Here is a 23,863-nt window from a genome sequence, read left to right as displayed (position 1 = left end):
TCAATGGATAGCCACATGAAATCGTCCGACTTCGCTATCGCTTGTATTCCCGCGTTCGCGGTGCTTTTCGTGCCATTTGCAGCGCAGGCATCGCATGGCGCCTCCTGTAGCGGTTCTGCGATCGATGTTTCAGTCGAAGACCTGAAAGATCGAACAGGCCGCCTGTTCATCGAATTGTATCCGGCGACCGAAGCTGACTTCCTGAAGGCCAAGGATGAACTGCTCGGGGAAGGCAAGACTTTTCGGCGGACCGTAACGCCCGTTCCCGCGCAAGGACCGGTCCGGCTCTGCATGACTGCGCCGGGGCCGGGGCGCTACGCTCTCATCGTCATTCACGATCGCGACGGCCGCGACAAGTTCAGCATCGGCAAGGATGGCCTCGGTCTACCGACCGCTCGCTCGCTGGGCTCGGCGAGGCCGCGCGTCTCGCAGGCCACTGTGACCTTCGCCAGCGCCCCCCTGTCGCTGCGTATTCGCATGCAGTATCTCAAAGGCCTGAAGGGCTTTGGTCTTTCCGGCGGATAATGTGCAGGAGGGCAGGCTCGAGCAACCGTCCGAGCCAGCCCTCCCTGGTCACCAGAAGAAGCCGTGAATGACGTCGAGCACCCTGCCCGACCGTGGATTGACAAGGACCACATCGTCATAATGACGCACCCAGCGGGCATTGCCCGGCGGCCGGGGGAGACGGTAGCGGCGATAATCGCTTATGAAGTAGCGCTGGTCATAATAGCCCGGTCGCAGCGTCGATCCTTGCGAGAAGCGCTGATAGCCAAATGGCGCCCGCCACTGTCCTCGCGCATAGACGCTCCGGTTGCGCGACCGATAGTCGCGCCAGTCCGCGCGATACTCGCGCTGGGCATCACGGACGTTCTCGCGCGCCTGACGCACATGGCGATCCTTGCCGTACCGCTCGGCCCGATCGAGATCGCGCTCAGCCCTGCGGATTTCCTCGCGGTCACGCCGCAATTCCGAAGTCTGGGCATGGGCGATCGTCGGCAACGCGCCGGCCAGAAAGGCTGCCGCCAGTCTCAAAGAAAGATTTGAAGTCACTTCATGCTCCTTGCATCGATTTGGGTAAAAGGAGCGATAGCCCTCGCCCATGGAGGAAGATGCGGCATTCCATGGAGAAGCGGTGGAGACCACCTCCATCATTCCTCCACCCAATCGCGCGATGAAAATTGCCTGTTTGGCCTTCGCGAAATTTGGCGTGATGGCATGACTGGATGTAAGCAGAAGGCATGATGCCAGAAGATCAAAATCCTCTATCCGTTTGCGGCTTGGAGCCTTGTCAGGGATGCTGCGACCATGTCTAGGGAGACATCGAGCCCTGATGGACTAACCGCGGTTTTTCTTTCGAGCCGGGACCGGTTGTTCCGTTTTCTTCTCGCGCGAACGCGAGACCCTTCCGAAGCGGAGGAAATCGTCCAGGAGATTTATCTGCGGCTAGACCGGACAAATGGGCCCGTCGCCGATCCGGTCGGATATCTTCACCGCATGGGACTTAACCTCGTGGTCGACCGCGCACGAGAAAGGGCGCGTCGTGCCAGGCGCGAAGAGGATTGGACGGACAGCAATACGAGCCGTCTGGGCGATGATTTTCTCGATGAATCCCCCTCCCCTTTTGCACAAGTTTCGGGACAAGAGCGAGCCGCGCGCATCGGCCGGGCGCTGGCGTCCCTGCCGCCCGGGGCCGCGCGCGTGTTTCGGTTGCATCGCATCGATGGGTTGAGTCACGCCGAAGTCGCCGGGCAACTTGGAATTTCGCGCAAAGGTGTCGAGAAGCATATGTCGACGGCCCTTCGCCATCTCGCGAAGGAAATCGACGAATGAGCCATTTCTGCAGGTGGGGTGATGGGCCGTCCATGCCGTCTCCCCTTTATAACCCCAGATCGATGATGAAAAGGCCGCTGCCGTGACCCGCGAGTTCGACAACGACATAGAACAGGCAGCCGCGCAGTGGCATGTCCAGGTCCTGACGGGCAGTGCCGATTGGGACGCCTTTGCGCACTGGCTCGATGAGGCGCCGGATCACCAGCCGGCCTATGATCGCATCGCCATGATCGATGCCGAAGTCGAGGCGCATACGCGTGAATATGGCATGCCGGAGAATCGCGAGATGGAGCTGGCCGCCGCTAACGATATGGGCGTCAATGATGTCGAACCTGCCAGCCGCTCGCGCCGCTGGTGGATTGGCGGAGCGGTGGCGGCCTCCCTGACGGCCGCGCTCCTGGGCCTGCCACATATTCTTGGGCCTGTGGATCAGCCCGTCGTCTATGCGACTGCCGATAGCCAGCGGACCATCAGCCTGCCCGGAGGAGGCAAGGCGACACTCGATGCGCATAGCCAATTCGCAATGAGCTCGAACGGCAAGGTCCGAATGGACAAGGGCGCCGCTTACTTTGATGTCCGTCATGAGAATAGCCGGCCTCTCGAAATCCAGTCGGGTGCTTTCACCGTTCACGACATTGGTACACGGTTCACCGTCACACGCGGCGAAAGCCAGTTGTTCGTCGCTGTCGAGCAGGGCATCGTCGATGTCGCGTGGCAGGATCAACAGGCCACGAGGGTGAATGCCGGCCACGCGTTCCAGGGTGAGGAGAAAACGGGCGATGCAGTGATCAGCGAGACCGATCCAGCATCGGTTGCCAGTTGGCGGCAAGGGCGTCTCGTTTACGATAATGCGCCGCTGCCGCTGGTCGCCGCTGACCTGTCCCGATATACCGGCAAGCCGGTAGAGGTCGATCCGGCGATCGCACATCTTAAGCTGTCCGGCATATTACTCATCAGGAACGGTTCCGACCTTGTCGATCAGATCAGTGCGATACTTCCCATCGAGGCACGTCGTGACGATCGGCATATTCGCCTTGTGGGCCGGTCTGGCCGCTGATCCTGCAGCGGCGCAGACCAGGACAGTCGATGTTCCTGCAGGCACGTTGGGCGAAGCCATCGCCGTCTTGTCGCGGCAGGCCGGGATTTCAATCGCCGTGCAGGGCCGTTTGCCGCGGATCCGCACGCCAGCCGTGCGTGGCCGCATGGAGGCGGGACAAGCTCTGGGCAAATTGCTGGCAGGCAGCGGGTGGAGGGCTCGGCGTGTAACGTCGGCGTTGTGGCAGCTCGTCCCAGCTCCATCCTACCCGAGCAAAGCGGTGCGGCCGCCCGTCGCACCCGAACCTGTCCCCGCCCCACCTATCGAAATCGTCGTAACCGCTCTTAAACGGGATCAGCTTCTTTCCACGGCACCGGTCGCCATCTCGGTCGTCAAGGGCGATCGCTTTTCGGGTGGATCGCCTGCTCGCGGCTCGAGCGACATCGCCGAGGAAACCGGAAGTGTTTTCTCCACCCATCTCGGGCCAGGGAAAGAGAGGCTGTTCCTCAGGGGCGTGGCGGACAGTCCGTTCAATGGACCGACCCAGTCTACCGTGGGGCTCTTTCTTGACGATGCACGGATAAACTATGCCCTGCCCGACCCCGACCTGCGGCTCGTAGATATTGACCGCGTGGAGGTTCTGCGCGGCCCCCAAGGGACCCTCTATGGCGCCGGGACCCTAGGCGGGGTCATCAGGATCGTCACCAACCGGCCACAACTGAATGAGGCGTCGGGGCATGTCGCGATCGAGGGATCGACCGTTCAAGGCGGCGGTCTGGGAGGTGCCGTAGAGGGGTGGGTCAACGTGCCTCTTAACCGTGACACGCTTGCCCTGCGCGCCAATGCCTATCTTGAAAGTGATGGCGGCTGGATCGACGACGCCGGGCGAAGCCGGTCCGATATCAACCGCTCGCGCCGCGCTGGCGGGCGCCTCGAGATGCGGTGGAAGCCGGATGACGACTGGACGGTGGACGTCTCTCTCGTCGCCCAGAATCTGCGCTCTCGCGATACCCCCTACGCCACGCAAGGAACCACGCGCTCGACGGCTGTCGCCGAGCCCAGCCGCAATGAGTTCATGCTGTTCCGCGTCGAAGCGAAGGGGCCGATCGGCAACCTGGATTTCCTGTCATCGACCGCGATCGAAAGCAATGAGGTGAAGAGCCGCTATGATGCCAGCAGCATGGCTGGTTCGCTGGGCCTGGAAGGCCCGGTCGCGTTCGATGAGACGCGGGGGGTCTTTCTGATCACGCAGGAATTCCGACTGAGCCGTTCGCAAGGACCATTTCGATGGCTGGCCGGCGTATCGATCGTCGATGCCATCAATACCAACATGGGCAGTTTCACATCCGGTACTGCTGCCACTAAGGAAGCGCGCACTCAGGCCAATCTCAGCCTGGAATCTGCCGCTTTCGGAGAGGCCACCCTGGCATTGACATCGACGGTCGACCTGACGGCGGGTGTTCGTGCTTTCGTTTCCAATATCTGGGACGATCCCCGCTCCACCACCGGTCCCTCGATCGAACAGAATGGCATATCCCCCAGCGCCGCGTTGACCTGGCGCCCTGCTCATGGCCGGATGCTCTGGCTACGCTATGCCAGCGCCATTCGTCCCGGCGGCAGGAGCGTGGACGGTGCGGGCACTCTCACAACTTTTCGATCGGACAAGCTCCGGAATGTCGAGCTAGGCGGCAGACTCTCGCTTCTAGACGGCTACCTCGACCTCGACCTGACGGCATTCGCACTTCGCTGGCGGGATCTCCAAAGCGACAGGGTCGGTTTTGACGGGCTGGTTGTCACCACCAACATCGGTAATGCCACAAACTACGGCATTGAAATGGCGGCGCGAGGCACGTGGCGCGACTTTGGCCTTGAATTGTCGCTGACGGCTCAGCACGGCCGTCTGGACAGCGCGGAGGGGGTGCAGGATGATGTGCGGCTTCCCGTTCTGCCTGACATTTCCGGTCGCACTCGTTTGACCTGGGGACGTCGGCTCGGTGACTGGACGCTTGGCGCCTATGTCTCCGCGAATTACTGGGATACTGCGCGCCTCGGATTCGATCCAACGCGGCCGCTCGAAGTCCCTTCCCGATGGATGGTTGGCTCCGGTGTATCGATCGCGCGTGACCAGTGGCGCGCCGTACTAAGCGTTTCCAATCTTCTCGACGATCGCTCGAACAGTTTCGCTTTTGGCAACCCCTTCACCTATCGACTGCAGCCGCAGATTACGCCCCAACAGCCTAGAACGATAATGCTCAGGTTGGAACGTAGCTTTTGATCAAGGATCGGAGGATTCCGCCTGGTTTACTGGCCTAATCAGATGACTGGATCAGCGCTCCAAGACTATCTCGCTGCTCCGTAAGCCGACAGCCATGGCCGGTGCCATTCGCATTGCGACCGCCAATCGAGGCCATGCGCAAGGTAAGCCACGACCTTCAGACAATCGACGCCGTGCACTCGCAATTGCGCGCGATTACGGTTTGAACAACACGGATTCTCCAAAGCGTCTCGATTCCATCGACCAACCGCTCCTCGAAAGGCGGGAGAATATTCGTAACCGGTTGCAGGAACGGATGCAGGAGTAGCGATCACTCCGCCGACCGCCGCTTTGCGATCCATCGGACCAGAAGCGCCACCGCCCCCATATATCCGGCACCCAGCGCCAGCGAACAGAGCATCGTGACGACCGTCCGGCCGACATTCAGGTCCGGGATCGTCGCCACGATCAGGAACAGCATCGCGGCATTGTTCCACACCCATGGCAGATGCCCCCGCATGAAGCAGAACAACACCGCAGCGAGGACAAGTCCGGCGGCGATCATTCCGAATGGCGCCGGGAGATGGGGAAGCGTCACAAGCGCCCAACCGAGACCTATGCCGCCGGCTCCGCCCAGCACGGATGGCAGATAGTGCGCCGGCTCCTGCCGCAATATCCCCGCCCAATAGATGAGGAACAGGAAACCGAAATAGGGAAGGCCGATCCCCAGCAGGGTGTAGAGGGAAAAGAGGCCCGCCATGAACGGCACCACGCCCAGCACGAGCAGGCAGGTCTGCAGCACTCCGGGCCGACGATGCGCCTCCGCGCCCTCCATCTATTGCTGCCCCAGGATGATTTCGCTGGCCCGCCAGCCGATGGCCATGGCCGGCGCGTTCGTATTGCTGCCGGTGATCGAGGGCATGATGGACGCATCGACCACCCGCAGACCCTCTACGCCGCGCACACGCAACTGCGGATCGAGCACCGCTCCCTCGTCCGACCCCATCCGACAGGTCCCGACGGCGTGAAAGCCCGTGGTGCCATGGGTGAAGGTCGCCTCCAGCAACGCCTCGTCGCTCTGGACAGCCGCTCCCGGAATCAATTCCTCCACGATATGCCTCGCCAGCGCAGGCTGCGCCGCAAGTTTGCGCAGATAGCGCAGGATCGCCACCGCATTCTCCCGGTCAAAAGGCGTCGCCATATAATTGGCGTCGATGCGGGGAGGCGCGGACGGGTCCGCCGATGTGATCGCCAGTTCGCCCCGGCTTTCTGGCCTGAGCGTATAGCCATAGAGGGTGATCGCGGGATAGGGGCTGGGCCCCGCTCGTCCCGAAGTAAAGGGACCAAGGCCGATCTGCGCGTCGGGCAATCTGAGTGACGGATCGGTCTTCACAAACCCACCCGCCACAAAGGTCGAACGCGCCAGTGCCCCCCGCCGCAGCAATCCCCAGGCCAGCACCGAACGGACGAGGCCAAGCCCCTGCAGGCCCGCATTGCTGCCGCCTCGCTTGATCCGATACTGAATCGGCAAAGTCCGATGGTCGCTCATATTCTGCCCGACCTCGGCACGATCCACGAGGGTCGCGATGCCAAGGCTGGAGAGCAACTCCCCCGACCCAATGCCCGACCGCTGGAGGATACAGGGCGTGTTGAGGCCGCCGGCGCTGAGGATCGTCTCGCGATTGGCCGAGACGCTGGCCTCCACCCCGCGATGCTTGACCCGCACACCGGTCGCCCGCCGTCCCTCGAATTCGACGGTCAGGACATCGCACTCGGTCATGACGTCGAGATTGGGGCGGCGCATGGCGGGCTTCAGAAAGGCCCGCGATGCGCTGAACCGCCGCCCACGCAGGATGGTGCGCGGCTGCCTGCCGACGCCGCCTTCCGTCGTCGCCTCGATGCTGTTGATGTCGTCCACAACCGGCGTGCCCAGCGCCGCAGCGGCCTCTACCGTCGCCCGAAATATCGGATCGTCGTCGGGCGAGATGCCGACATGGAGAGGCCCCTCCCCGCCCCGCGACGGTGCCGCGCCCAGTTCGTGGCTTTCCATCTCCGCATAGCAGCGACCCATTTCGTCCCAGCCCCAGCCCGGACAGCCCCTCGCCTTCCAATCCTCATAATCGTCCGGCGCGCCGCGCGTATAGACCATGCCGTTGATCGAACTGGAGCCACCCAAAGTGCGCCCCCGCATCCAATATTCGCCGGGCCTGTTGCCGCCCGGAGACGCCATATAGCTCCACACATAGGGGCTTGTGGGTCCCATCAGCTTGGCGAGGCCCATGGGGATAGTGACGAAGATATGCCGGTCGGACGGCCCGCTTTCGATCAGCAGCACCGAATTGCGGGGGTCCTCCGACAGGCGATTGGCGAGCACGCAGCCAGAGGAGCCGGCCCCGACAATGATATAATCATAGGCAGGCCGCATCAGCCGATGTCCAGCGCGGCACGGATCGCATTGCCGACAAGGCTGGCGCCATCCGCGCCGCTCATCCGATTGTGGCAATAGGCGACGGCAAGGCCGGTCTCCGGGTCGGCCCAGCCCAGCGATCCGCCCGCGCCGGGGCAGGCGATGGCCGTCTTCGAAGCGAGCGCCATGGTCAGCGGCGACTGGCCGTCATACATCCAGAAGCCGCCCTGGCTGAGCGGCATGGGCATGCCGAAGAAGACCGGATCGGGCAGCGTCCCGCCCGGCCGCATCCGGCAGCATTCCTCGACACGCGCCGGAGAGAGCAGGCGCTTGTCGTCCAGCACGCCATGGTTGGCGAGGATCGCCCAGAAACGGGCGAGACTGCGCGCGGTGAAGATGCCCCCTACCCCCGCCAGCGTCGCGCGGCGAATGTCGGGCCGCTCGAAAATGTCCGGCGCAAGCCGAACCTGAAAGGGCATCGCCTTTTCCAGCACGGAGCCCAGCGGCGGCGGCTTGGAACCCAGCGCATCGACCAGTCTGGCGATACGCGGCTCGACCGCATCCGATATGCCGATCCAGAGATCCTCTATGCCATAAGGCTGCGCGATCTCCTCGGCCACGAAATCGTGGAAGCTGCGCCCCTTGGGATCGGTGCGGCGCACGATCTCCCCGATCACCCAGCCGAAAGACACCGCCTGATAGGCGGGCTGGCCAACGGGATAGGCCGGCTCCAGCGCGGCGATGCCGGCCGCCATCGCATCCCAGTCGCACATCATCTCCGGCGTCACGCCCTCCGGCATCTGGGGCGTTCCCGTCCGATGCGACAGCGCATCGCGGACCGTCACCGCTTCCTTGCCGTTGGCGCCATATTCGGGCCAGTAAAGCGCGACCGGACTGTCATAGTCGACGAGGCCGCGCTCGGCCTGAATATGGAGCGCGGTCGCCGCCACCGCCTTGGTCACGGAGAAGACGTTGAACAGGGTCGTCCCGTCCACCGCTATGCCCTTGTCCGGGTCGGCAAGCCCGGCCCAGGCATCGACGATCAGCTCCCCGTCCAGATAGGCGGCGACCTGAACGCCGATCTCGGTGCCGTCTGCGACCAGATCGTTCAAAACCTGCTGGACTGCGGCATTGGCCGCCGGATGGAGCGTCATGATCTTATGCCTGTGCTGAGGAAAGGGAGGAAGGAGCGGGGTTCAGTGGACAAGTCCGGCGGGCCGCATGGTCCGGGCAAATTCGCGGGGGCTCACGCCGATTTCCCGGCGAAATGCGTAGGAGAAGGAGGATGTCGACGAGAAGCCGAGCTGATAGGCCGTCGACTTCACGGGCTGGCCGTCGATCAGAAGCTTCTGCGCGCGTCTGATCCGCAGGTTGGCGATATACTGCCCCAGCGACACGCCCCGGCTCGCCCGAAAGCCGCGGGTCAACTGCCGCACCGATATCCGGCAGAGTTCGGCAAGTTCCTGAAGGGACGGCGGTGCGCCCGCCGCCTGCAACCGCGCGTCGACAAGGCGGAGCCGCCACGCCGCCAGACCTCCGGCAACCGGCCCGTCGGGGATCGCCTTCCAGTAGCGCGCAAGGTCAATGGCAAGTTGACCGACGAGATGATCGACCAGAGCCTCGCTCGCTAGGCCCGGACTGCGCAGTTCGTCCGCGAGGCGGCGCAATATGGCATGGATGCCCTTATCGGATATGCCGAGAGCCGATTCCAGATGACGGTCGGACCATTCAAAGGACGCCCCGATGTAGCGGGTGACGAGTTCGGGCCGCAGTTCGCACACCAGGGCTTCAGAAAATAAGGCGCCATCGCCGACGATATTGACCGGCTCGCCCGGAGGAAGCGCGATCAGTTCACCGACCGGCACATGATGATGCGATCCCCAGCATCGGGGAAAACATCCCTTCGCATTGCGCCGGGGGGTCAGGCTGAGGCTGACGAGGAAACAATCCGGTTCGATCGCCAGATCGGCGGGCACGCCCTCGACGCGCACGAGCCGGACACGACCCGCCACCCCCTCGATCTCCGTACAGCGGCGAGCGGCATTGCGCGTGGACGCCATCGCCGGGCGGGCCGATCCATCAGACATCATCCCTCCTCCGTCCAGACCATCAATCCCCTTCGCCCATTCATAATAGGCATGTTATGGGAACGTCAACTGGCCATATCGGCGATAATACACCATAATCCTAACAAACAATGCTATATTTGAACAGGGACTTGAAGGCCGCCCATCCCGCATGGGAAGGCGTCCGCAATCACAAGCGATAGTCGGCACGGTGGGAGCATCAACGAAATGGCTGGCAAGCCGTCGAAAGAGAATCTGGTCACGATGGCCGCAACCCGGATGCGCGAGATGATCGTTGCGCAGGAGCCGGACACCCAGATCGGCTCCCTCCCCGACATCGCCAACACCCTGGGCGTCGGGGTCGTCACCGTACAGCAGGCGGCGCGCGTGCTGGAGCATGAGGGCTTCCTAAAGGTGCGCCGGGGCAATGGCGGCGGCTATTATGGCGCCCGGCCGGATGCCGCGGCGCTGGGCCGGGCCATTGCCGGCTTCCTCCAGATCAACCAGTCGCACGAGCGCGAGGCGATCCAGATCATGACGCTGCTGGACTGCGACCTGTTACCGGCGGCCGCACTCGCAACCGACGAGAGCCTGCGCGCCCGGCTGCGCGACCTCGCAGGACAGATTGACGATTGCGACACAGCGGAACAGCGCGGCACCTTCGAACATGTCATGCAGGACATCATCTACGCCATGGTGGACCGCCCGCTGATGGAGATGCTCGCCCGCGTGACGATGCAGCATCATGAATCGGGGTCCCGATTTCCCATCTATACGGGCGTCGAGGGAACCGAACGCTGGAAGAGGGAGCGCCACGGGATCATCGACGCCATCCTCAAGCAGGATGCCGGCCTCGCGCGGTTCGAGGCCCAACGACGCCGGGACGACATATTGGAACGCTTCGCCCGCACGAGATCGAAGGCGACTTCAGATTGACGACCAGCGATTTCCACCACTTTTCGCAGGCTTATTCGCCCGCCTGCTCGTTCCCACATCATGTGAAGGACACGCGCAAAATCGGCTTCTAACAATTTAGCTTCGACAGGGCCTTGGGCGGCATAGCGCTGCGATACATGCCTCGAAATGCTCCGAGCGTATCGTCACGCTTGGCATCGCCTCAGCCAGTGTCGGACAACATCAAATATCGGAGGTGACAAAAGGCACGAATTTGCTTCTGGCGTTGTCATACTCTTTTTTTGCTGGCCAGCCGCTGCTTGCGTGCCTCCAGCTCCGCCATCGTCCGGCTAGCGAGAGCGGCCAGTTCAGACTTTTGGCGAATTGTGAGGGAGCCGTGAGCCCTTTTATCTATAACGCAGATGGTCCCAATGCGCTTTCCCGTCGCCGTTCTCAACGGTGCTCCCGCATAAAAGCGAATATGGCGACTGCCTGTGACCATGGGATTGGTGTTGAACCGTTTGTCTTTCGTAGCGTCTTCGACGACAAATACGTCGTTACCTTGCAGAGCGTGTGTGCAAAATGAGATGGAGCGCGGCGTTTCCGCCGCATCGATACCAATCTTCGCCTTGAACCATTGACGTTGCTCCTCAATCAAAGAAATCAGTGCAACCGGCGTACGCAAGACTTTCGTACCTTCCTTAACGATAGCATCAAATTCAGGCTCATTCGGTGTGTCGAGCACTCCATAGGATTTCAGAGCGGCAATAGCAGCGCTCTTCTCGGGATATTGTTGGCTAGCGCCCGGCACCGCATAGAGATTAGGCAATGCCGAAGCGATCTGTTATATCGTTCGGTTCTGCCGAAGAACAGGATCGTGGATACTCCGCATGAAAATCACTTTAAAACAGCTTGAAATTTTCGATGCGGTTGCAACGCTGGGGAGCGTGACACGCGCAGCAGAGAAGCTGGGCATGAGCCAGAGTGCTGTGAGCGGGTCGCTTACGGACCTTCAGATCATCATCAGACGCCCACTGTTCATTCGGGCGAAGGCACGTCTTCAGATAACAGACGAGGGCAAGCGGCTGCGCCTTCATGCCCGATCGATACTCACCGAGGCACAGGCATTCGAAACCGGCGTCGATGCGCCCCTACAGGGTACTTTGCGGCTAGGTGCTTCCGCACTGATTGCGGAAACGGCGCTTCCAGACATTTGCGTAGATTTTATGCGACGATTTCCCGCCGTGCACATAGACATTCAGTCTGCGACGGCTGGAGAACTGTTTCAGAATCTCGCCAGTTTCGAACTCGAAACCGCGATTATCGAGTATTTTCCGGAACTGGATAATATAGAACTGAGCCCGTGGCGAACTGACGAACTATGGCTTGTTGCAGCCCCCAGCCATCCGCTGGCAGTTCGCCGCACTTTGAAATTACGAGATCTGGTAGGTGTTGACTGGTGTTCACGAGAACCGCACGCCTCCATCACATCGCGCCTGCGTGTCCTCGTCCATGAAGAGGTGGGTCAGATGAACACTGTTTTCACAGCCACCAGCAACGGAGCCGTTCGTCTCGCGACCATCGCGGGGGGCGGAATAGCATGCTTGTCACGCAGCCTTGTGGACCGCGATATCGATCATGGCCATCTAGTACGATTGAATGTCGTGGATTTCCATTTCACGCGCACGCTCAGCCTGGCCCGCCCCCGGAACATGTGGCGCAGCCGCCTCGCACGGGCATTCGATAGCTTTCTTCTGGACCATGGCGACTTTCCGACCCCGTCAGGTGACGCAAAGGCATCGGTTTTGCCGAATATATAGTTCGACCAATTAGGGGTTAGAGAACTATCCGATAGACCGTAGCCTGCTTTCCCGCGGACTGACGAGTGGACCGCTTGTCCGCCGCATGGAGGGAGAGTTCATCAATATGTCGGACCGATCGGCGTCGATCACAGCGATAGCAATCCTTCTTCTCTACGCACTTCCAGCCAATGCCCAGCAGCCCGGCCCAAAAGCTGTTGTGAATGGCGATACTGATGATTGCACAGCCGCAGGGACGCTCATACCTTATTGCGGGCTTTCACATCCTGAAGATCTTGAGGTACTGACAGACGGAGTGGAAGTGCTCACGAGTGATATGCATATCACTCGTGGCTCGACCGGTATTGCTGGCCAGCCTGGCATTCTGAGGAGCGTGAATCTCAAAACTCGCGCTGTGACAATCCTCTATCCCAGCGCATTCTCTCCTCCCGTTCGCCCGGACTGGGGTGATCCAGCTTGCCCGGGCGAGATAGGTTCTGCTCTTCTACCGCACGGTATCCATCTGTCGCGACGCCGTGATGGCGCCAGAGAACTGTTGGTGGTCAACCATGGCGCGCGCGAGTCCGTGGAATTTTTTGAACTTTCCGAGTCAGCCGGGCGCTGGTCGTTAAGCTGGCGCGGTTGTGTTGTGCCTCCACCGCCCAACCGACTGAACGACGTCGTCGCTCTTCCAGACGGCGGATTTCTCGTTACGACAATGCACAGACGCGACAACGCCGAAACCAGAACCGAAATGGAGCGGGCCCGCAAAGGAGAAAATACTGGCTTCCTTTGGCGGTGGAGTCCGCGTTCCGGGTTGAGCAAGCAGATTGGCAGCGACACACCAAGCCCCAACGGCGTGCAGGTGGATGGATCAGGTCGCCTTGCCTTTATAGCGACCGCAGGTGGCGGTGGTGATATTCGCAAGCTGGATTTGCTGACGGGCAAAATCCTTGGCAGCGTTCCCGTGCCAAATGCCGACAATGCGTCGTGGACCAAGGACGGCAGATTGTTGGTGGCCGGGGTGGCAGCCGGCTCCTCGTCATCACCGTGCTTCGCCGACCCCGCGTCGGTGTGCCATTCCCCGTCCGATATTTATCTGGTCAATACTGCTCGAATGACCGCCGAACGCTTCCTCTCGCTTCCGGGCACAATTTTTGGCAGCGCGACGGTAGCGGTTCAAAGCGGCTCCGACTTGGTTGTGGGTAGTTCGTTCGGAGATAGAATAGTTGCCGTAAAAGGCGCATTTCAGCGGTAAGAGGGTTGCTCTGATTTGGCGTTGTGCGCGGCGATATCATATCGCCTACGTAACAAATCTTCGAAACTCCCCTTCCCTCAAATACGATAGACTTCGGTTTAGCCGAAACCCTTCTTCGATGAATTGGGGATTACCGAAATACATTCACCGGCTTAGCTGCTTCAGACCAGGCGAGGGGCGCGATTGACCCGAGTCATGGCGGGAGAGAGCATGAGCAATTTACGGTCCGAAAGTATCTGGCAAATGCTGACTCAGTCAGCTGTGAATGCCCCGGCACGCGCAGCGTTGGTCGCAGCGAATGATCAGGGGGTGGTAAACGAAATCACCTACGCAGAGCTGGTTGATCGCGCCAGAATAGTATCCGCCGGGCTTGCGAAGATTGGCGTTCGCAGGGGGGACCGCGTCGTCCTGTGGATGACCAATCGCATCGAATGGGTGGTTTCCTACCTTGCAGTTGTCCGTCTCGGCGCCGCAATCGTGCCAGTCAACACCTTCCTGCGCCCGCCTGAAATTGCCTATATTATCCAGCAATCGGGCGCGCGCCACCTGATCATGATCGACGGTTTTCGCCAGTTGGACATGGCTGCGATGCTGGCCGAAATATGCCCGGCCTTCGCGACGCCGCATACAGCGGGCGATCTCTATGATGAGGCCCTGCCGGATCTTCGCAACGTCATCGTCTTCGACCGAGAGGGTAACCCCGTCGATGACAGGGTTCATGAATGGCGGGAACTGGCAAAGACAGATGATGCAGATGCCTTGGCGTTGGCGGACAATTTGGCTGCCAGCACAAAGCCGACGGATCTTGCCATGGTCAAATACACCTCCGGCAGCACTGGCTTCCCCAAGGGCGTCATGCTGGAACAGGGCGGGATTGTCCTGAATGGGCGAATGCACTCACGCCGGGTCGGCATCAGCAATACCGACATCTTTTTCAGTATGATGCCTTTTTTCCACGGCGGTGGCAGCATCTGGGGGCTCACCACCATGCTGGTCAATCACAGCACCCTTGTCTTTACCGAGGCATTTGCGCCTGAATACGCCGTTGATCTGATCGAAACATATAAGCCGACAGTCATGATGGGCGTGCTGGCGCAAGAGGTGATCGACGAAGCTAAAAAAAGAGGCAAGACGTTCCCCTCATTGCGGATCGGCCACTTGCCGCCCGGCGGCCCCGATCCGGTCATGCCGAACGTAAGTTTCTGCATATTTCCCTTCGGCCTTACCGAAACCTATGGCCCTGCCGCGACCAACAGTCCGGACGATCCGGCCGAAAAGCGCTTTGCTTTCTCGGGCCGGATGCTGGACGGCAATGAAATCCGCGTCGTCGATCCGGAAACTGAACAGGATGTCCCCCCCGGCACACCCGGGGAAGCATGGCTGCGCGGAAACATCATGCGTGGCTATTGGAACAAGCCGGAAGCTACGGCAAAGGTCCTTCGCTCCGATGGCTGGCTCCGCAGCGAGGACATCGTCAAGGTCGATGACGAAGGCTACATCACCTATGTCGGCCGTCTCAAGCTGATGCTCAAGGTCGGCGGTGAGAATGTCTCCATCGAGGAGATCGAAAAGGTCGTCGCCAGTCACCCGGATGTGGAGCATTGCGCCGTGATCGGGGTGCCCGACGCCCGCAAGGTCGAACGCGCCCGTGCCTATGCCGCGTTGCGGAAAGGCGGCGCATTGACGGAAGAGGAACTGCTGGCCTGGCTCAAACCAAGGCTGGCCGTCTTCAAAATGCCCCGTGAAATCATCTTCCTCGACGCAGTGCCTCGCCTCGCCAATGGCAAACTGGACAGGGTAACCTTGCAAAATGCCGCGCGGGAAGAGCAAGTGGCATGAGCGACCAGATTCTCGAAGACCTGAGGGTATTTGCGGCCCTTCCGAATCTACGGATCGACCGGGACAATATCGCCCACTATCGCGGCCTTCTGGCAAGGAAGCTGCTGATAAATCAGTGTCAGAAATGCGGTTATTGGATTTATCCACATCGCCCAGTCTGCCCAGAATGCCTGAGCTGGGATGTCGTGCCAACACAGGTCAGCGGGCGTGCAAAATTGTTCATGTATACGCTGATCCATCAGGCGCGCGACCCGAACGCACCCTTGATGGAGCCTCTCGTTGCCGCGGCGGTGGAGCTCGAAGAGCGTCAGGGACTGCGCTATCTCTCAACGGTCGTAAACTGTCCTTTGCATGGGCTTGTCCACGATATGCCTCTCCAACTGACATGGGTCGCGCAGGGCGAACACCAAGTGCCTGCTTTCGAACCGATGCACAGCGGCGGGGTGAACTGAACATGGCGCGCAACCCGCTAAGGGACCAGATCGCCATAGTCGGCGTCGGCTCCACTCCGTACGGTCGTGACCTGGAACGCACACAGCTGTCGCTCGCCGCCGAGGCATCCATTCGGGCGATAGAGGATGCCGGCATCGATCGGCAGGACGTAGATGGCATCTGCGGGTCGGGCCAGACCGTACTGGAGATGGGCGGTGCCGGCTTCCTTTCTTTGCAAGGAACGTTGGGTATCAGGAACGCTTCCTGGGTCAAGAATGGTTGGCTCGGATCCTGCTTCGTATATGCCGCTGAGGCAGTGTTCTCCGGGCTGTGCGATGTGGCGCTCGTAGCGCAGGCCTACACGCGTGAAGTCACCATGTCGCGTTCCGCCGCCCGTGATCCTTTCCGGCTGCGCAATGCCGAGATGGCAGGACTTAGCGCGGGGGGATCAAGCGATAGCTGGGACTTTGCCCGCCGGTGGATCCATTCAGGCGAGCCTTATGCCGCGTGGATGGGCCGATACATGCATGACTTTGGCGTGACGAAGGAAGTGTTCGGGCGCTTTGTCGTCAATAACCGCAGCCATGCCGTCACAAATCCCAACGCGGTCATGCGGACGCCCCTGACGTTGGACGACTATCATGCCTCCCGCACGGTATGGGAACCGATGCAGATCCTGGATATGGATGTCCCCGTCGATTGCGGCGAAGCGATCATCATCACCACCGCAGAGCGGGCGAAAGATCTGCGCTGCAAGCCTGTTTACATCCACGCAATGGCTCTCGCCGGAACCCGCGTGGGCGAATTCTATGAGAACAGCCTGCCCTGGACGGAGAATGCCCTGTGGGACGTTATGCGTCACCTGTGGGCGCGCAGCGACATCAAGGTGGAAGATGTCGACCTCTTCTACCCCTATGACGGCTATGCCATCAACACAGTTGCGCTAACAGAAGCGGCAGGTTTCTGCGGACCTGGCGAAGCATCGGATCTCGCGCGGTCGGCGTGGGACCCTCAGCACGACATATTGCGGTTCAACGGCGGCAAGACATTGGTCACGACCCATGGCGGCGGACTGTCGCAAGGCCGGGCGGGTGGGTTCAATTTCTATAGCGAGGCGGTCCGTCAGCTCCGCGGCACCGAAGGCGACCGACAGGCGACGGGTGCCAGCACAGCCCTCGTCTGTCCCGGTGGAAGCCTCTTCCATGATCCTGCAGCGGTGATGCTGCGGGCGGACTGATACAGTCGGCACGCCGTGCCTGCTGACATTTATGCGGTAAAGGATCTGAAGATGGTGGACAAGACGGGCACAGTAACGGTGGTGAAGGCAGGCGCGGATGACGCGCGCAGCTATTGGTTGGACGAGGGTCGTGCTGCAGGTGGTTTTATACGTGAGATAGATTTCGAAGCCAATTCACGTGGCGTCGACCCGCTGTTCGAGGGCATCAAGATTGTCGATTGCGACACTCATTACACCGAGCCTGCCGATTTGTGGACTGCGAACGCTCCTGAAGGCCTCAGAGACAAGATGCCGCATGTGAAGCGGGTTGATGGCGCCGATCAATGGTATGTCGGCGACAAGCATTTCGGCTCTATCGGCGGCAATGTCATTGCCAAGGACAAGAACAAGCTGCTCGGCCGTCTGGCTTTCCAGAATTACGACCAGATTGACCCCGGCTCCTATGACGTTAAGTCCCGCCTGGAGGCGATGGATGCCATGGGGGTATGGGCACAGATCTGTTTCCAGAATGGCGGCGTGACACAGGCTGGATCGCTGGTTGCGCTCAATGACGAGCCGCTGGCAATCTCCATCACGCAGATATTCAACGATGCCTGCGCAGACAGGATGAAGGCGTCGGATGGGCGCATCAACTGCATGGCCACCCTGCCCTATTGGGACAAGGATGTCATGAACAAGGAAATGCGGCGGATCGTCGATCTGGGGATCAGAGGGATCGTCCTGCCCGACCGGCCGGAGCGCCTTTCCGAAGGCTATATCGGCCGCGACGGCAAAGTATCGCCCTTCTGGGAAGAGGTGTTCGAAACCTGCAACGCCACCGGCATTCCTCTCAACTTCCACCTTAACGCCTCGCTGGACCCCAACACAGCAATCTGGGACAATCTGGCGTTCGACCAGCGTCTCCCTATCAACGCATTAATCCTGCACATGGGCTGCGCGGCGACCATGTCGAATTTCATGGTTTCGGGTCTTCTGGACACATACGAAAATCTGAAGATCGGGCTGATAGAAAGCGGCGCCGGCTGGGTTCCCTTCTGGCTCGAGGGCATGGAGCATCAACTCGATGAATTCCGCACCGCCGAAAGTCACGGTCTCAAAAAGCGGCCGAAGGAATATTTTCAGGACAATTTCTGGGTGACCTTCTGGTTCGAGACCGTGGCCCCCACAAAGCTTCTGGATGATATTGGTGTAAACAAACTCCTGTTCGAAACCGACTATCCTCATCCAACCAGCCTGTATCCTGGCGTTCAGGACAAGCTTGTCGAAGTGTTGGGTAATCAGGATTACGCGACGCGAAAGCGTATCCTGGAAACCAACGCAGTCGAGCTTTACGGGCTGAATTTCTGATCCCGGCAGGCGTCGCTACAACTGCCGACATTTCGTCCATCTAACACCTTCTGAGGCAAAAGCCTGAGAGACTGCGGCTCGTGCCAGCCGCAGCTACATCCTCCAAAAGCCAATCCGATATCGGAAACCCCATGCAAGATGCCGGCTCGACCTTCGCATTGAAGGAATGGAAATCCAACTGGACGCTTGTCCTGGCGGCCTCGATGGGGTTTTCCTTTTATTCTATCCTGCTGTCAGCAACGGGACTGTTCGTGGGTCCGCTAGCGAAGGATTTCGGCTGGAGCCGTACCCTCATTTCGTCCGGACCATCGATAGCCGCTATCATCACCGCCATCTTGTCGCCGTTCATCGGCGCCCTGATCGACCGGTTCGGATCCCGGCGCATTGCCTTGCCTGGACTAGTGGTCGTGATGGCGTCGATCGCGGCGTTCAGTCTGAATGACGGGTCCACCCTACGTTGGACGATGCTCTGGATTGTCTTTGGCATTGTATCGGGGGCGATCAAATCAACGGCTTGGACTGCCGCAGTGCTGGGCATTTTCAACCAGTCTCGCGGGCTCGCGCTTGGATTGACGCTTTCCGGCACGGCGGTCGCTCAGGCCGGCGTGCCGCCCCTGGTCAACTGGCTGATCGAAAGCTTGGGCTGGCGCGCCTCCTATGTGTGGCTCTCTCTTGGCTGGGGCGGGATCACATTGCTGCTTTGTTTTCTGTTCTTCTACGACGCGCGCGACCGTGCCAGCAAGGAAGTGCGGGCCGGACGCGAGCCAGAAGCCATATCGGCGCTGAAGGGCCTCACTCCTCGGGAAGCCGTGCGGGACTCCGCCTTGTGGCGCGTGGGCATCTCCAATTTTCTGGTGATGACCCTGACCATCGGCCTGATGATCCATATCTTCCCCATCCTGACCGAAGCGGGCGTTACGCGAACACACGCAGCCTGGCTGATGAGCCTTGCAGGAATTGTGGGCATCGTGGGCAAATTGTTGACGGGTTATCTCCTGGACCGCTTTCGCCCAAACCTCATTGGAGGAGTCACACTGGGCGCAGCGGCGCTGGCCTTTTTTCTGCTCATCGACGGCGTTCGCTCGCCACCCCTCATCATCGTTGCGATGCTGGTCAACGGTTACGCGGCAGGTACCAAGACCCAGATCACCGGCTATCTGACCGCAGCTTATGGCGGGATGAAGAATTTCGGCGCCATTTATGGCGTGATGGCGGCGCTGATGGCGTTGGCTGCGGGCTTTGGCCCACTACTTGCCGGGATCATCTATGACGAAGGAAAGGGTTATGCCCCGTTCCTGGCTATCGGAGGCATTGGCTGCGCGCTGAGCGGCATCCTGATGATGACTCTGCCCAGTTACCCCGCATGGAAGGCATCACCAGCCCCTGCTTCAGTCTAGCCAGGGCGCCAAGGCCAATACCCGTCAGATTAGGCAAGGATTCATTCTGGCCGACAAAAAAAGTGAATGGGCGACCCCCATCATAACAGGAGAGGTGACATGAAACAAAACCGATCGTACACGATGATGCTGCCCGTAAGCATGGCTGCCATGGCCGCGACCGTCGTCCCTGCCATGGCACAGGAGGAGGATTCCGACGCCATAGTCGTCACAGCGCGGCGGGTAGAGGAGCGCCTGCAGGATGTCCCTATCTCAATCACGGCCTTCTCCCAGCAGCAGCTGGCCAATCGCAACATCGTCTCGGCAGGAGACATCGCGACCTATACCCCCTCGCTCGCCGCCAATAGTCGTTTCGGACCTGAAAAGACCAGCTTCGCAATCCGGGGCTTTAATCAGGACAACGGCACTGCTCCCTCGGTTGGCGTTTATTTTGCCGATGTCCCGGCCCTAAGGTCGATTGGTGGTACAACGGGCGGAAATGGTGCTGGTCCCGGCGCCTTCTTCGACCTCCAAAATCTACAGGTCCTCAAAGGGCCGCAAGGCACACTCTTTGGTCGCAACACATCGGGTGGCGCGGTGCTTCTGGTGCCTCAGAAGCCAACAAGCAGACTGGGCGGCTATGTCGAGGCATCGATAGGCAACTACGACTTGCGCCGGGTGCAAGCGGTGGCAAATATTCCATTGTTGGATACATTGCGTATACGACTTGGCGTCGATCGTCAGACACGTAGCGGTTATATGAAGAATGTCTCCGGAATCGGCCCATCAGACTTCAATGACATTGACTATACAGCTGTCCGCTTCAGCTCCGTTGCCGATCTGACGCCCAATCTCGAAAATTACTTCATCGCGACCTATAGCAAGTCCGATACCCATGGCTTTCTACCCCGCGTTTCTGTCTGCGACCGCAATCCGCCGACGCCGAACCCGCTGTCTGCTCTGGCGTGCAACCAACTGGACCGAGCTAATAATCGCGACTTCTATACGGGCGAAAATGGCGTCATCAATCCTTCTCAGCGGATTGAGCAGTGGCAGATCATGAACACGACTACGTGGAGCATTTCGGACACGCTCACAGCGCGTAATATCATCAGCTATGGTCAGTTCCGCGAAGCTCTTCGTGGCACAATCTACGGCGAAAACCTTGTCATTCAAACGGGGCCGGATGCCGGCCGCAACGCGCTACGCGTATTTTCCAGTCCTTTTCCCAATCGCAAAAATGCGTCGCAATCGACATTCACCGAAGAATTTCGCCTTCAAGGCTCGCTGCTCGACGACCGCCTCGCCTGGCAGGCAGGTGTCTATGTTGAACTGTCCGACCCCCTCGGTTTCTCAGGCGCGCTCTCCAACAACCCGGCACTTTGCACTGGCGAGAACGGCCTTGTAGACTGCCGCTCTTTTCAAGCTGCTGCCGGAGCGACACAGTCGAGGATGTCCGTGACGGCGCGGAGCAACAAATATTCTTTTGAAGACTATGGAATATATGCTCAAGGCACATTCAAGCTGACAGACAAATTCAGCCTGACTGCAGGCGCACGATATACGTGGGACTATTATAATGTAGTCTCTCGTCAGATCATGATAATGGCGCCAGTGACGACCCCGGAACCCATCGGCAACTGTCTGGACACCTTTCTTTTCGGCCCCGCCGGCCCCAGCAATCCGAGGAACCCCGGGACGTTTACCGAGGCACAATGCCAGACCTTTTATCAAGGAAGTTCCAAGGCGCCCACCTGGGTTCTCGGCCTCGATTACAAGCCGACTGATGCGATCTTGGTCTATGCGAAATATGCGCGCGGCTATCGTCAGGGGCAGGTTGCACCACAAGGCTATGGCCGGCCAGCGTTCGATCCCGAAAAAATCGATACCTATGAGCTAGGCCTGAAGACCAGTTGGCGCGGGCCGGTGCGGGGCACATTCAATCTTGCCGGCTTCTACAATGATTTTTCCAATCAGCAGATAGCGACGTCCGGCCGTTTTGCGGCCTTCCCAACTGAGACACCGGCCGCCCTGATAACAAATGCCGGCAAATCCCGTATCGCCGGTGTCGAGGTCGACGCGTCGTTAAGCCCACTTCGGGGACTGACAATCGACGCGGCCTACGCCTATCTCGATACCAAGGTGGTTTCCATAGTCGCGCCGTCTACAGCGAATACGCCCTTCGACCTGCTCACGCCCAGCGGCGCGCTGGTCGGCCGCCCGCTGACCTTCTCGCCCAAGAACAAATTCACGATCACGGGCACTTATGTGTTGCCGCTGGACGAGAGCTTCGGAAAGATTTCGGTAGGCGCGACCTTTTCCCATGTGGACAGTCAACAAGTCAGCTACCAGGGTACCAATTGCATCACGGGCATAGGCAACTGTGCCAGGAGCGGAGCTTTAGGATATGATCCGGGGATCCTGCCTCCTCTCGACCTCCTCAACGTCAACATCAACTGGGCGTCAGTGGCGGGTTCGCCCGTGGACCTTTCCCTGTTCGCAACCAATGTCACAAAGCAGCGGTACGCAACAGCATCCTTCGGCGGTTATCCGAGCTTCGGGTTCGATGGCATGTCTGTAGGCGAACCGCGGGCGTATGGCGTTCGAATTAGATATCGCTTCGGTGACTGAGTGTGAGTGGCGAGGACGAAAGATCAGATATGCAGCGCGAGATCAAACAAATGAAACTTGGCGCCTTTTGCGGGGGCAGCTATCATCAGGCCGGCTGGCGGCATCCGCAAAGCAAAGCAGCGTTCGCGCCTGACATCAAGCAATGGATCGAACTGGCGCGCAAGCTGGAGGAAGCCAGGTTCGATATGTTGTTCGTGGCGGATACCGCATCCCCAAGCAACGCGGAGAATCCCGACGTATTTCGTTATCTCGCAGCTGGCGACAATCTGGAGCCGATGACGCTCCTCGCCGCCATTTCCCAGCATACTACCCATCTGGGCCTCGCCGGCACCATCGCCACATCCTATCGTCCACCCTATGATGCGGCTCGCGAAGTGTTGTCGCTGGACGTCATCAGCGGTGGGCGGGTCGGGTGGAACATCGTGACAGGCATTTCGCCGGACGATGCGACACAATATGCAGACCAGCTTTTTGTCGCGCAGGAGGAACGCTATGCGCGCGGCGACGAGTTTGTCGATGTTGTGCTGAAGCTGTGGGGCAGCATCGAGCCGGGCGCCTATGTTCGTGACAAGGACGGCGGCATCTACAAGGATTTGGACAAGATTCACCTGATCGATCATGCGGGCAAATATTATCGGGTGCGCGGACCACTGAAGGGCGTGCCCTCGCCGCAAGTGCGACCGCTCCTGATACAGGCAGGTCAGTCCCCGGAAGGGCGAGCCATGGCGTCGCGCGTGGCGGAAGTCATATTTACTGCTCAGTCCACCTTCGAGCAAAGTAGAGGATTTCGCGACGACATACGCGCGCGTGCCATTGCCTGGGGGCGTGACCCGGATCATATCAAGGTGATGCCGGGCGCGCAGGTTATCGTTGCCGATACGCGTCAGGAAGCGGAGGACAAGCTAGCCGAACTAACCAACCTGATCGACCTGAGAGCAGCTATGGCATCGCTGCAACTTTCGTTGAAGGCTTTCGACCTTAGCAGCTATGATCTGGACGCCCCCTTCCCCGATGTTCCACCGGAATCCGTCATAAGCCGGGGCAAGAATCATGTGGAGGCAGCAAAGCGCGAGGGGCTGACGTTGCGTCAGGTTCTGATCCGGGCGTCGACTTCCAACGCGCACTACTCCGTGGTCGGCACTGTGAGCGACGTTGCAGATCAACTTCAGCATTGGTTTGCGGAGGGAGCGTGCGATGGCTTCAACTTCCTGCCCGCTGTCAATCCGCTGTCACTTGAGAATGTCATAGACAAGGTCATACCGGAACTGCGCCGCCGCGGTCTGGTACGCAGAGAATATGAGGGCACGACTTTGCGCGAACATCTTGGCATTCCTGCAACGCCGTTGCCTCTTTTGACTTAGGATTCCTCCGGCTCTCCCAGATGCGGGAGGCGTGGCGGTCGTGCCAAAGCATGTTCCCCTGCGAAGGGGAGAAATTCAGAGCTGGTGCGATCGTAT

Annotated in this window: 20 protein-coding genes; 14 read left to right on the top strand and 6 right to left on the bottom strand. The window is 59.9% G+C overall.

Features of this window, described 5'->3' with window-relative positions; all coding sequences use genetic code 11:
* Positions 1-15 precede the first annotated feature (15 nt).
* Entirely contained in the window at positions 16-525 is a 510-nt protein-coding gene (locus ACXJ16_RS17105) for a DUF2141 domain-containing protein (protein ID WP_463922737.1), read from the top strand.
* A gap of 48 nt (positions 526-573) precedes the next feature.
* Here the strand turns inward: ACXJ16_RS17105 and ACXJ16_RS17100 are convergent, their stop codons facing one another.
* Entirely contained in the window at positions 574-1,050 is a 477-nt protein-coding gene (locus tag ACXJ16_RS17100) for an RcnB family protein (RefSeq protein WP_463922736.1), read from the bottom strand.
* 255 nt (positions 1,051-1,305) lie between these two features.
* Here ACXJ16_RS17100 and ACXJ16_RS17095 point away from each other — a divergent pair, with 255 nt between their 5' ends.
* The 3 genes from ACXJ16_RS17095 to ACXJ16_RS17085 all read left to right on the top strand — a co-directional run bounded on the left by ACXJ16_RS17095 (position 1,306) and on the right by ACXJ16_RS17085 (position 5,141).
* Positions 1,306-1,830 (top strand): RNA polymerase sigma factor, encoded by a 525-nt coding sequence (locus ACXJ16_RS17095; RefSeq protein WP_463922735.1) that lies wholly within the window; start codon positions 1,306-1,308, stop codon positions 1,828-1,830.
* Positions 1,831-1,912: 82 nt separating this feature from the next.
* Positions 1,913-2,887 carry a FecR family protein gene (locus ACXJ16_RS17090; RefSeq protein WP_463922734.1) on the top strand — a complete coding sequence of 325 codons (975 nt, stop codon included), beginning with the start codon at positions 1,913-1,915 and terminating at the stop codon, positions 2,885-2,887.
* The gene (locus ACXJ16_RS17085; protein ID WP_463922733.1) at positions 2,844-5,141 is read left to right on the top strand and encodes a TonB-dependent receptor; all 2,298 of its coding nucleotides are present in this window, start codon (positions 2,844-2,846) and stop codon (positions 5,139-5,141) included. The genes ACXJ16_RS17090 and ACXJ16_RS17085 overlap by 44 nt, the downstream gene beginning before the upstream one ends.
* Positions 5,142-5,451: 310 nt before the next feature.
* On the opposite strand, the gene ACXJ16_RS17080 is transcribed toward ACXJ16_RS17085, so the two are convergent.
* From ACXJ16_RS17080 to ACXJ16_RS17065, 4 genes are read right to left on the bottom strand one after another with little or no spacing between them, the layout of a single operon-like run.
* Positions 5,452-5,955, bottom strand: a complete 504-nt coding sequence (locus tag ACXJ16_RS17080) for a hypothetical protein (protein ID WP_463922732.1) — start codon at positions 5,953-5,955, stop codon at positions 5,452-5,454.
* On the bottom strand, positions 5,956-7,545 hold the full coding sequence (locus ACXJ16_RS17075; RefSeq protein WP_463922731.1) for a GMC family oxidoreductase: 1,590 nt from the start codon (positions 7,543-7,545) through the stop codon (positions 5,956-5,958).
* A complete protein-coding gene (locus ACXJ16_RS17070; protein WP_463922730.1) occupies positions 7,545-8,681 on the bottom strand; it encodes a serine hydrolase domain-containing protein in 1,137 nt (378 codons plus the stop codon). Before ACXJ16_RS17070 ends, ACXJ16_RS17075 begins: the two co-directional genes overlap by 1 nt.
* A gap of 42 nt (positions 8,682-8,723) precedes the next feature.
* The gene (locus ACXJ16_RS17065) at positions 8,724-9,614 is read right to left on the bottom strand and encodes a helix-turn-helix transcriptional regulator (protein WP_463922729.1); all 891 of its coding nucleotides are present in this window, start codon (positions 9,612-9,614) and stop codon (positions 8,724-8,726) included.
* 258 nt (positions 9,615-9,872) lie between these two features.
* Between ACXJ16_RS17065 and ACXJ16_RS17060 the strand changes: the two genes are divergently transcribed.
* Complete coding sequence (locus ACXJ16_RS17060) at positions 9,873-10,529, top strand: FCD domain-containing protein (protein WP_463922728.1); 657 nt, start codon at positions 9,873-9,875, stop codon at positions 10,527-10,529.
* A gap of 247 nt (positions 10,530-10,776) precedes the next feature.
* Here ACXJ16_RS17060 and ACXJ16_RS17055 read toward each other — a convergent pair whose 3' ends face one another.
* Positions 10,777-11,316, bottom strand: coding sequence for a GAF domain-containing protein (locus tag ACXJ16_RS17055; protein ID WP_463922727.1), 540 nt, complete (start codon positions 11,314-11,316; stop codon positions 10,777-10,779).
* 61 nt (positions 11,317-11,377) lie between these two features.
* Between ACXJ16_RS17055 and ACXJ16_RS17050 the strand changes: the two genes are divergently transcribed.
* The 9 genes from ACXJ16_RS17050 to ACXJ16_RS17010 all read left to right on the top strand — a co-directional run bounded on the left by ACXJ16_RS17050 (position 11,378) and on the right by ACXJ16_RS17010 (position 23,767).
* Positions 11,378-12,307, top strand: coding sequence for a LysR family transcriptional regulator (locus ACXJ16_RS17050; RefSeq protein WP_463922726.1), 930 nt, complete (start codon positions 11,378-11,380; stop codon positions 12,305-12,307).
* A gap of 85 nt (positions 12,308-12,392) precedes the next feature.
* Positions 12,393-13,544, top strand: a complete 1,152-nt coding sequence (locus ACXJ16_RS17045) for an SMP-30/gluconolactonase/LRE family protein (RefSeq protein ID WP_463922725.1) — start codon at positions 12,393-12,395, stop codon at positions 13,542-13,544.
* A 195-nt stretch (positions 13,545-13,739) separates the two neighbouring features.
* Positions 13,740-15,383, top strand: a complete 1,644-nt coding sequence (locus ACXJ16_RS17040; RefSeq protein ID WP_463922724.1) for a class I adenylate-forming enzyme family protein — start codon at positions 13,740-13,742, stop codon at positions 15,381-15,383.
* Complete coding sequence (locus ACXJ16_RS17035; protein WP_463922723.1) at positions 15,380-15,835, top strand: Zn-ribbon domain-containing OB-fold protein; 456 nt, start codon at positions 15,380-15,382, stop codon at positions 15,833-15,835. The genes ACXJ16_RS17040 and ACXJ16_RS17035 overlap by 4 nt, the downstream gene beginning before the upstream one ends.
* Positions 15,836-15,837: 2 nt before the next feature.
* Positions 15,838-17,052, top strand: a complete 1,215-nt coding sequence (locus ACXJ16_RS17030) for a thiolase family protein (protein WP_463922722.1) — start codon at positions 15,838-15,840, stop codon at positions 17,050-17,052.
* A 51-nt stretch (positions 17,053-17,103) separates the two neighbouring features.
* A complete protein-coding gene (locus ACXJ16_RS17025; protein WP_463922721.1) occupies positions 17,104-18,399 on the top strand; it encodes an amidohydrolase family protein in 1,296 nt (431 codons plus the stop codon).
* Between the two features lie 131 nt (positions 18,400-18,530).
* Positions 18,531-19,796 carry an MFS transporter gene (locus ACXJ16_RS17020; protein ID WP_463922720.1) on the top strand — a complete coding sequence of 422 codons (1,266 nt, stop codon included), beginning with the start codon at positions 18,531-18,533 and terminating at the stop codon, positions 19,794-19,796.
* 99 nt (positions 19,797-19,895) lie between these two features.
* Positions 19,896-22,406, top strand: a complete 2,511-nt coding sequence (locus ACXJ16_RS17015) for a TonB-dependent receptor (RefSeq protein WP_463922719.1) — start codon at positions 19,896-19,898, stop codon at positions 22,404-22,406.
* A 29-nt stretch (positions 22,407-22,435) separates the two neighbouring features.
* Entirely contained in the window at positions 22,436-23,767 is a 1,332-nt protein-coding gene (locus ACXJ16_RS17010; RefSeq protein WP_463922718.1) for an LLM class flavin-dependent oxidoreductase, read from the top strand.
* The last annotated feature ends 96 nt before the right edge of the window (positions 23,768-23,863 follow it).

The organism is Novosphingobium sp. TK71 (genome assembly GCF_055361505.1).
Note: the sequence above shows the minus strand (reverse complement) of the source record. Positions and strands in the feature narration are given on the sequence as shown.

Coding starts and splice junctions, on each gene's coding strand:
- ACXJ16_RS17070 (WP_463922730.1), bottom strand. CDS start 8,681: ATGACGCTCCATCCGGCGGCCAATGCCGCAGTCCAGCAGGTTTTGAAC.
- ACXJ16_RS17035 (WP_463922723.1), top strand. CDS start 15,380: ATGAGCGACCAGATTCTCGAAGACCTGAGGGTATTTGCGGCCCTTCCG.
- ACXJ16_RS17105 (WP_463922737.1), top strand. CDS start 16: ATGAAATCGTCCGACTTCGCTATCGCTTGTATTCCCGCGTTCGCGGTG.
- ACXJ16_RS17060 (WP_463922728.1), top strand. CDS start 9,873: ATGCGCGAGATGATCGTTGCGCAGGAGCCGGACACCCAGATCGGCTCC.
- ACXJ16_RS17040 (WP_463922724.1), top strand. CDS start 13,740: ATGGCGGGAGAGAGCATGAGCAATTTACGGTCCGAAAGTATCTGGCAA.
- ACXJ16_RS17045 (WP_463922725.1), top strand. CDS start 12,393: ATGGAGGGAGAGTTCATCAATATGTCGGACCGATCGGCGTCGATCACA.
- ACXJ16_RS17020 (WP_463922720.1), top strand. CDS start 18,531: ATGCAAGATGCCGGCTCGACCTTCGCATTGAAGGAATGGAAATCCAAC.
- ACXJ16_RS17075 (WP_463922731.1), bottom strand. CDS start 7,545: ATGCGGCCTGCCTATGATTATATCATTGTCGGGGCCGGCTCCTCTGGC.
- ACXJ16_RS17030 (WP_463922722.1), top strand. CDS start 15,838: ATGGCGCGCAACCCGCTAAGGGACCAGATCGCCATAGTCGGCGTCGGC.
- ACXJ16_RS17065 (WP_463922729.1), bottom strand. CDS start 9,614: ATGTCTGATGGATCGGCCCGCCCGGCGATGGCGTCCACGCGCAATGCC.
- ACXJ16_RS17010 (WP_463922718.1), top strand. CDS start 22,436: ATGCAGCGCGAGATCAAACAAATGAAACTTGGCGCCTTTTGCGGGGGC.
- ACXJ16_RS17050 (WP_463922726.1), top strand. CDS start 11,378: ATGAAAATCACTTTAAAACAGCTTGAAATTTTCGATGCGGTTGCAACG.
- ACXJ16_RS17015 (WP_463922719.1), top strand. CDS start 19,896: ATGAAACAAAACCGATCGTACACGATGATGCTGCCCGTAAGCATGGCT.
- ACXJ16_RS17080 (WP_463922732.1), bottom strand. CDS start 5,955: ATGGAGGGCGCGGAGGCGCATCGTCGGCCCGGAGTGCTGCAGACCTGC.
- ACXJ16_RS17095 (WP_463922735.1), top strand. CDS start 1,306: ATGTCTAGGGAGACATCGAGCCCTGATGGACTAACCGCGGTTTTTCTT.
- ACXJ16_RS17025 (WP_463922721.1), top strand. CDS start 17,104: ATGGTGGACAAGACGGGCACAGTAACGGTGGTGAAGGCAGGCGCGGAT.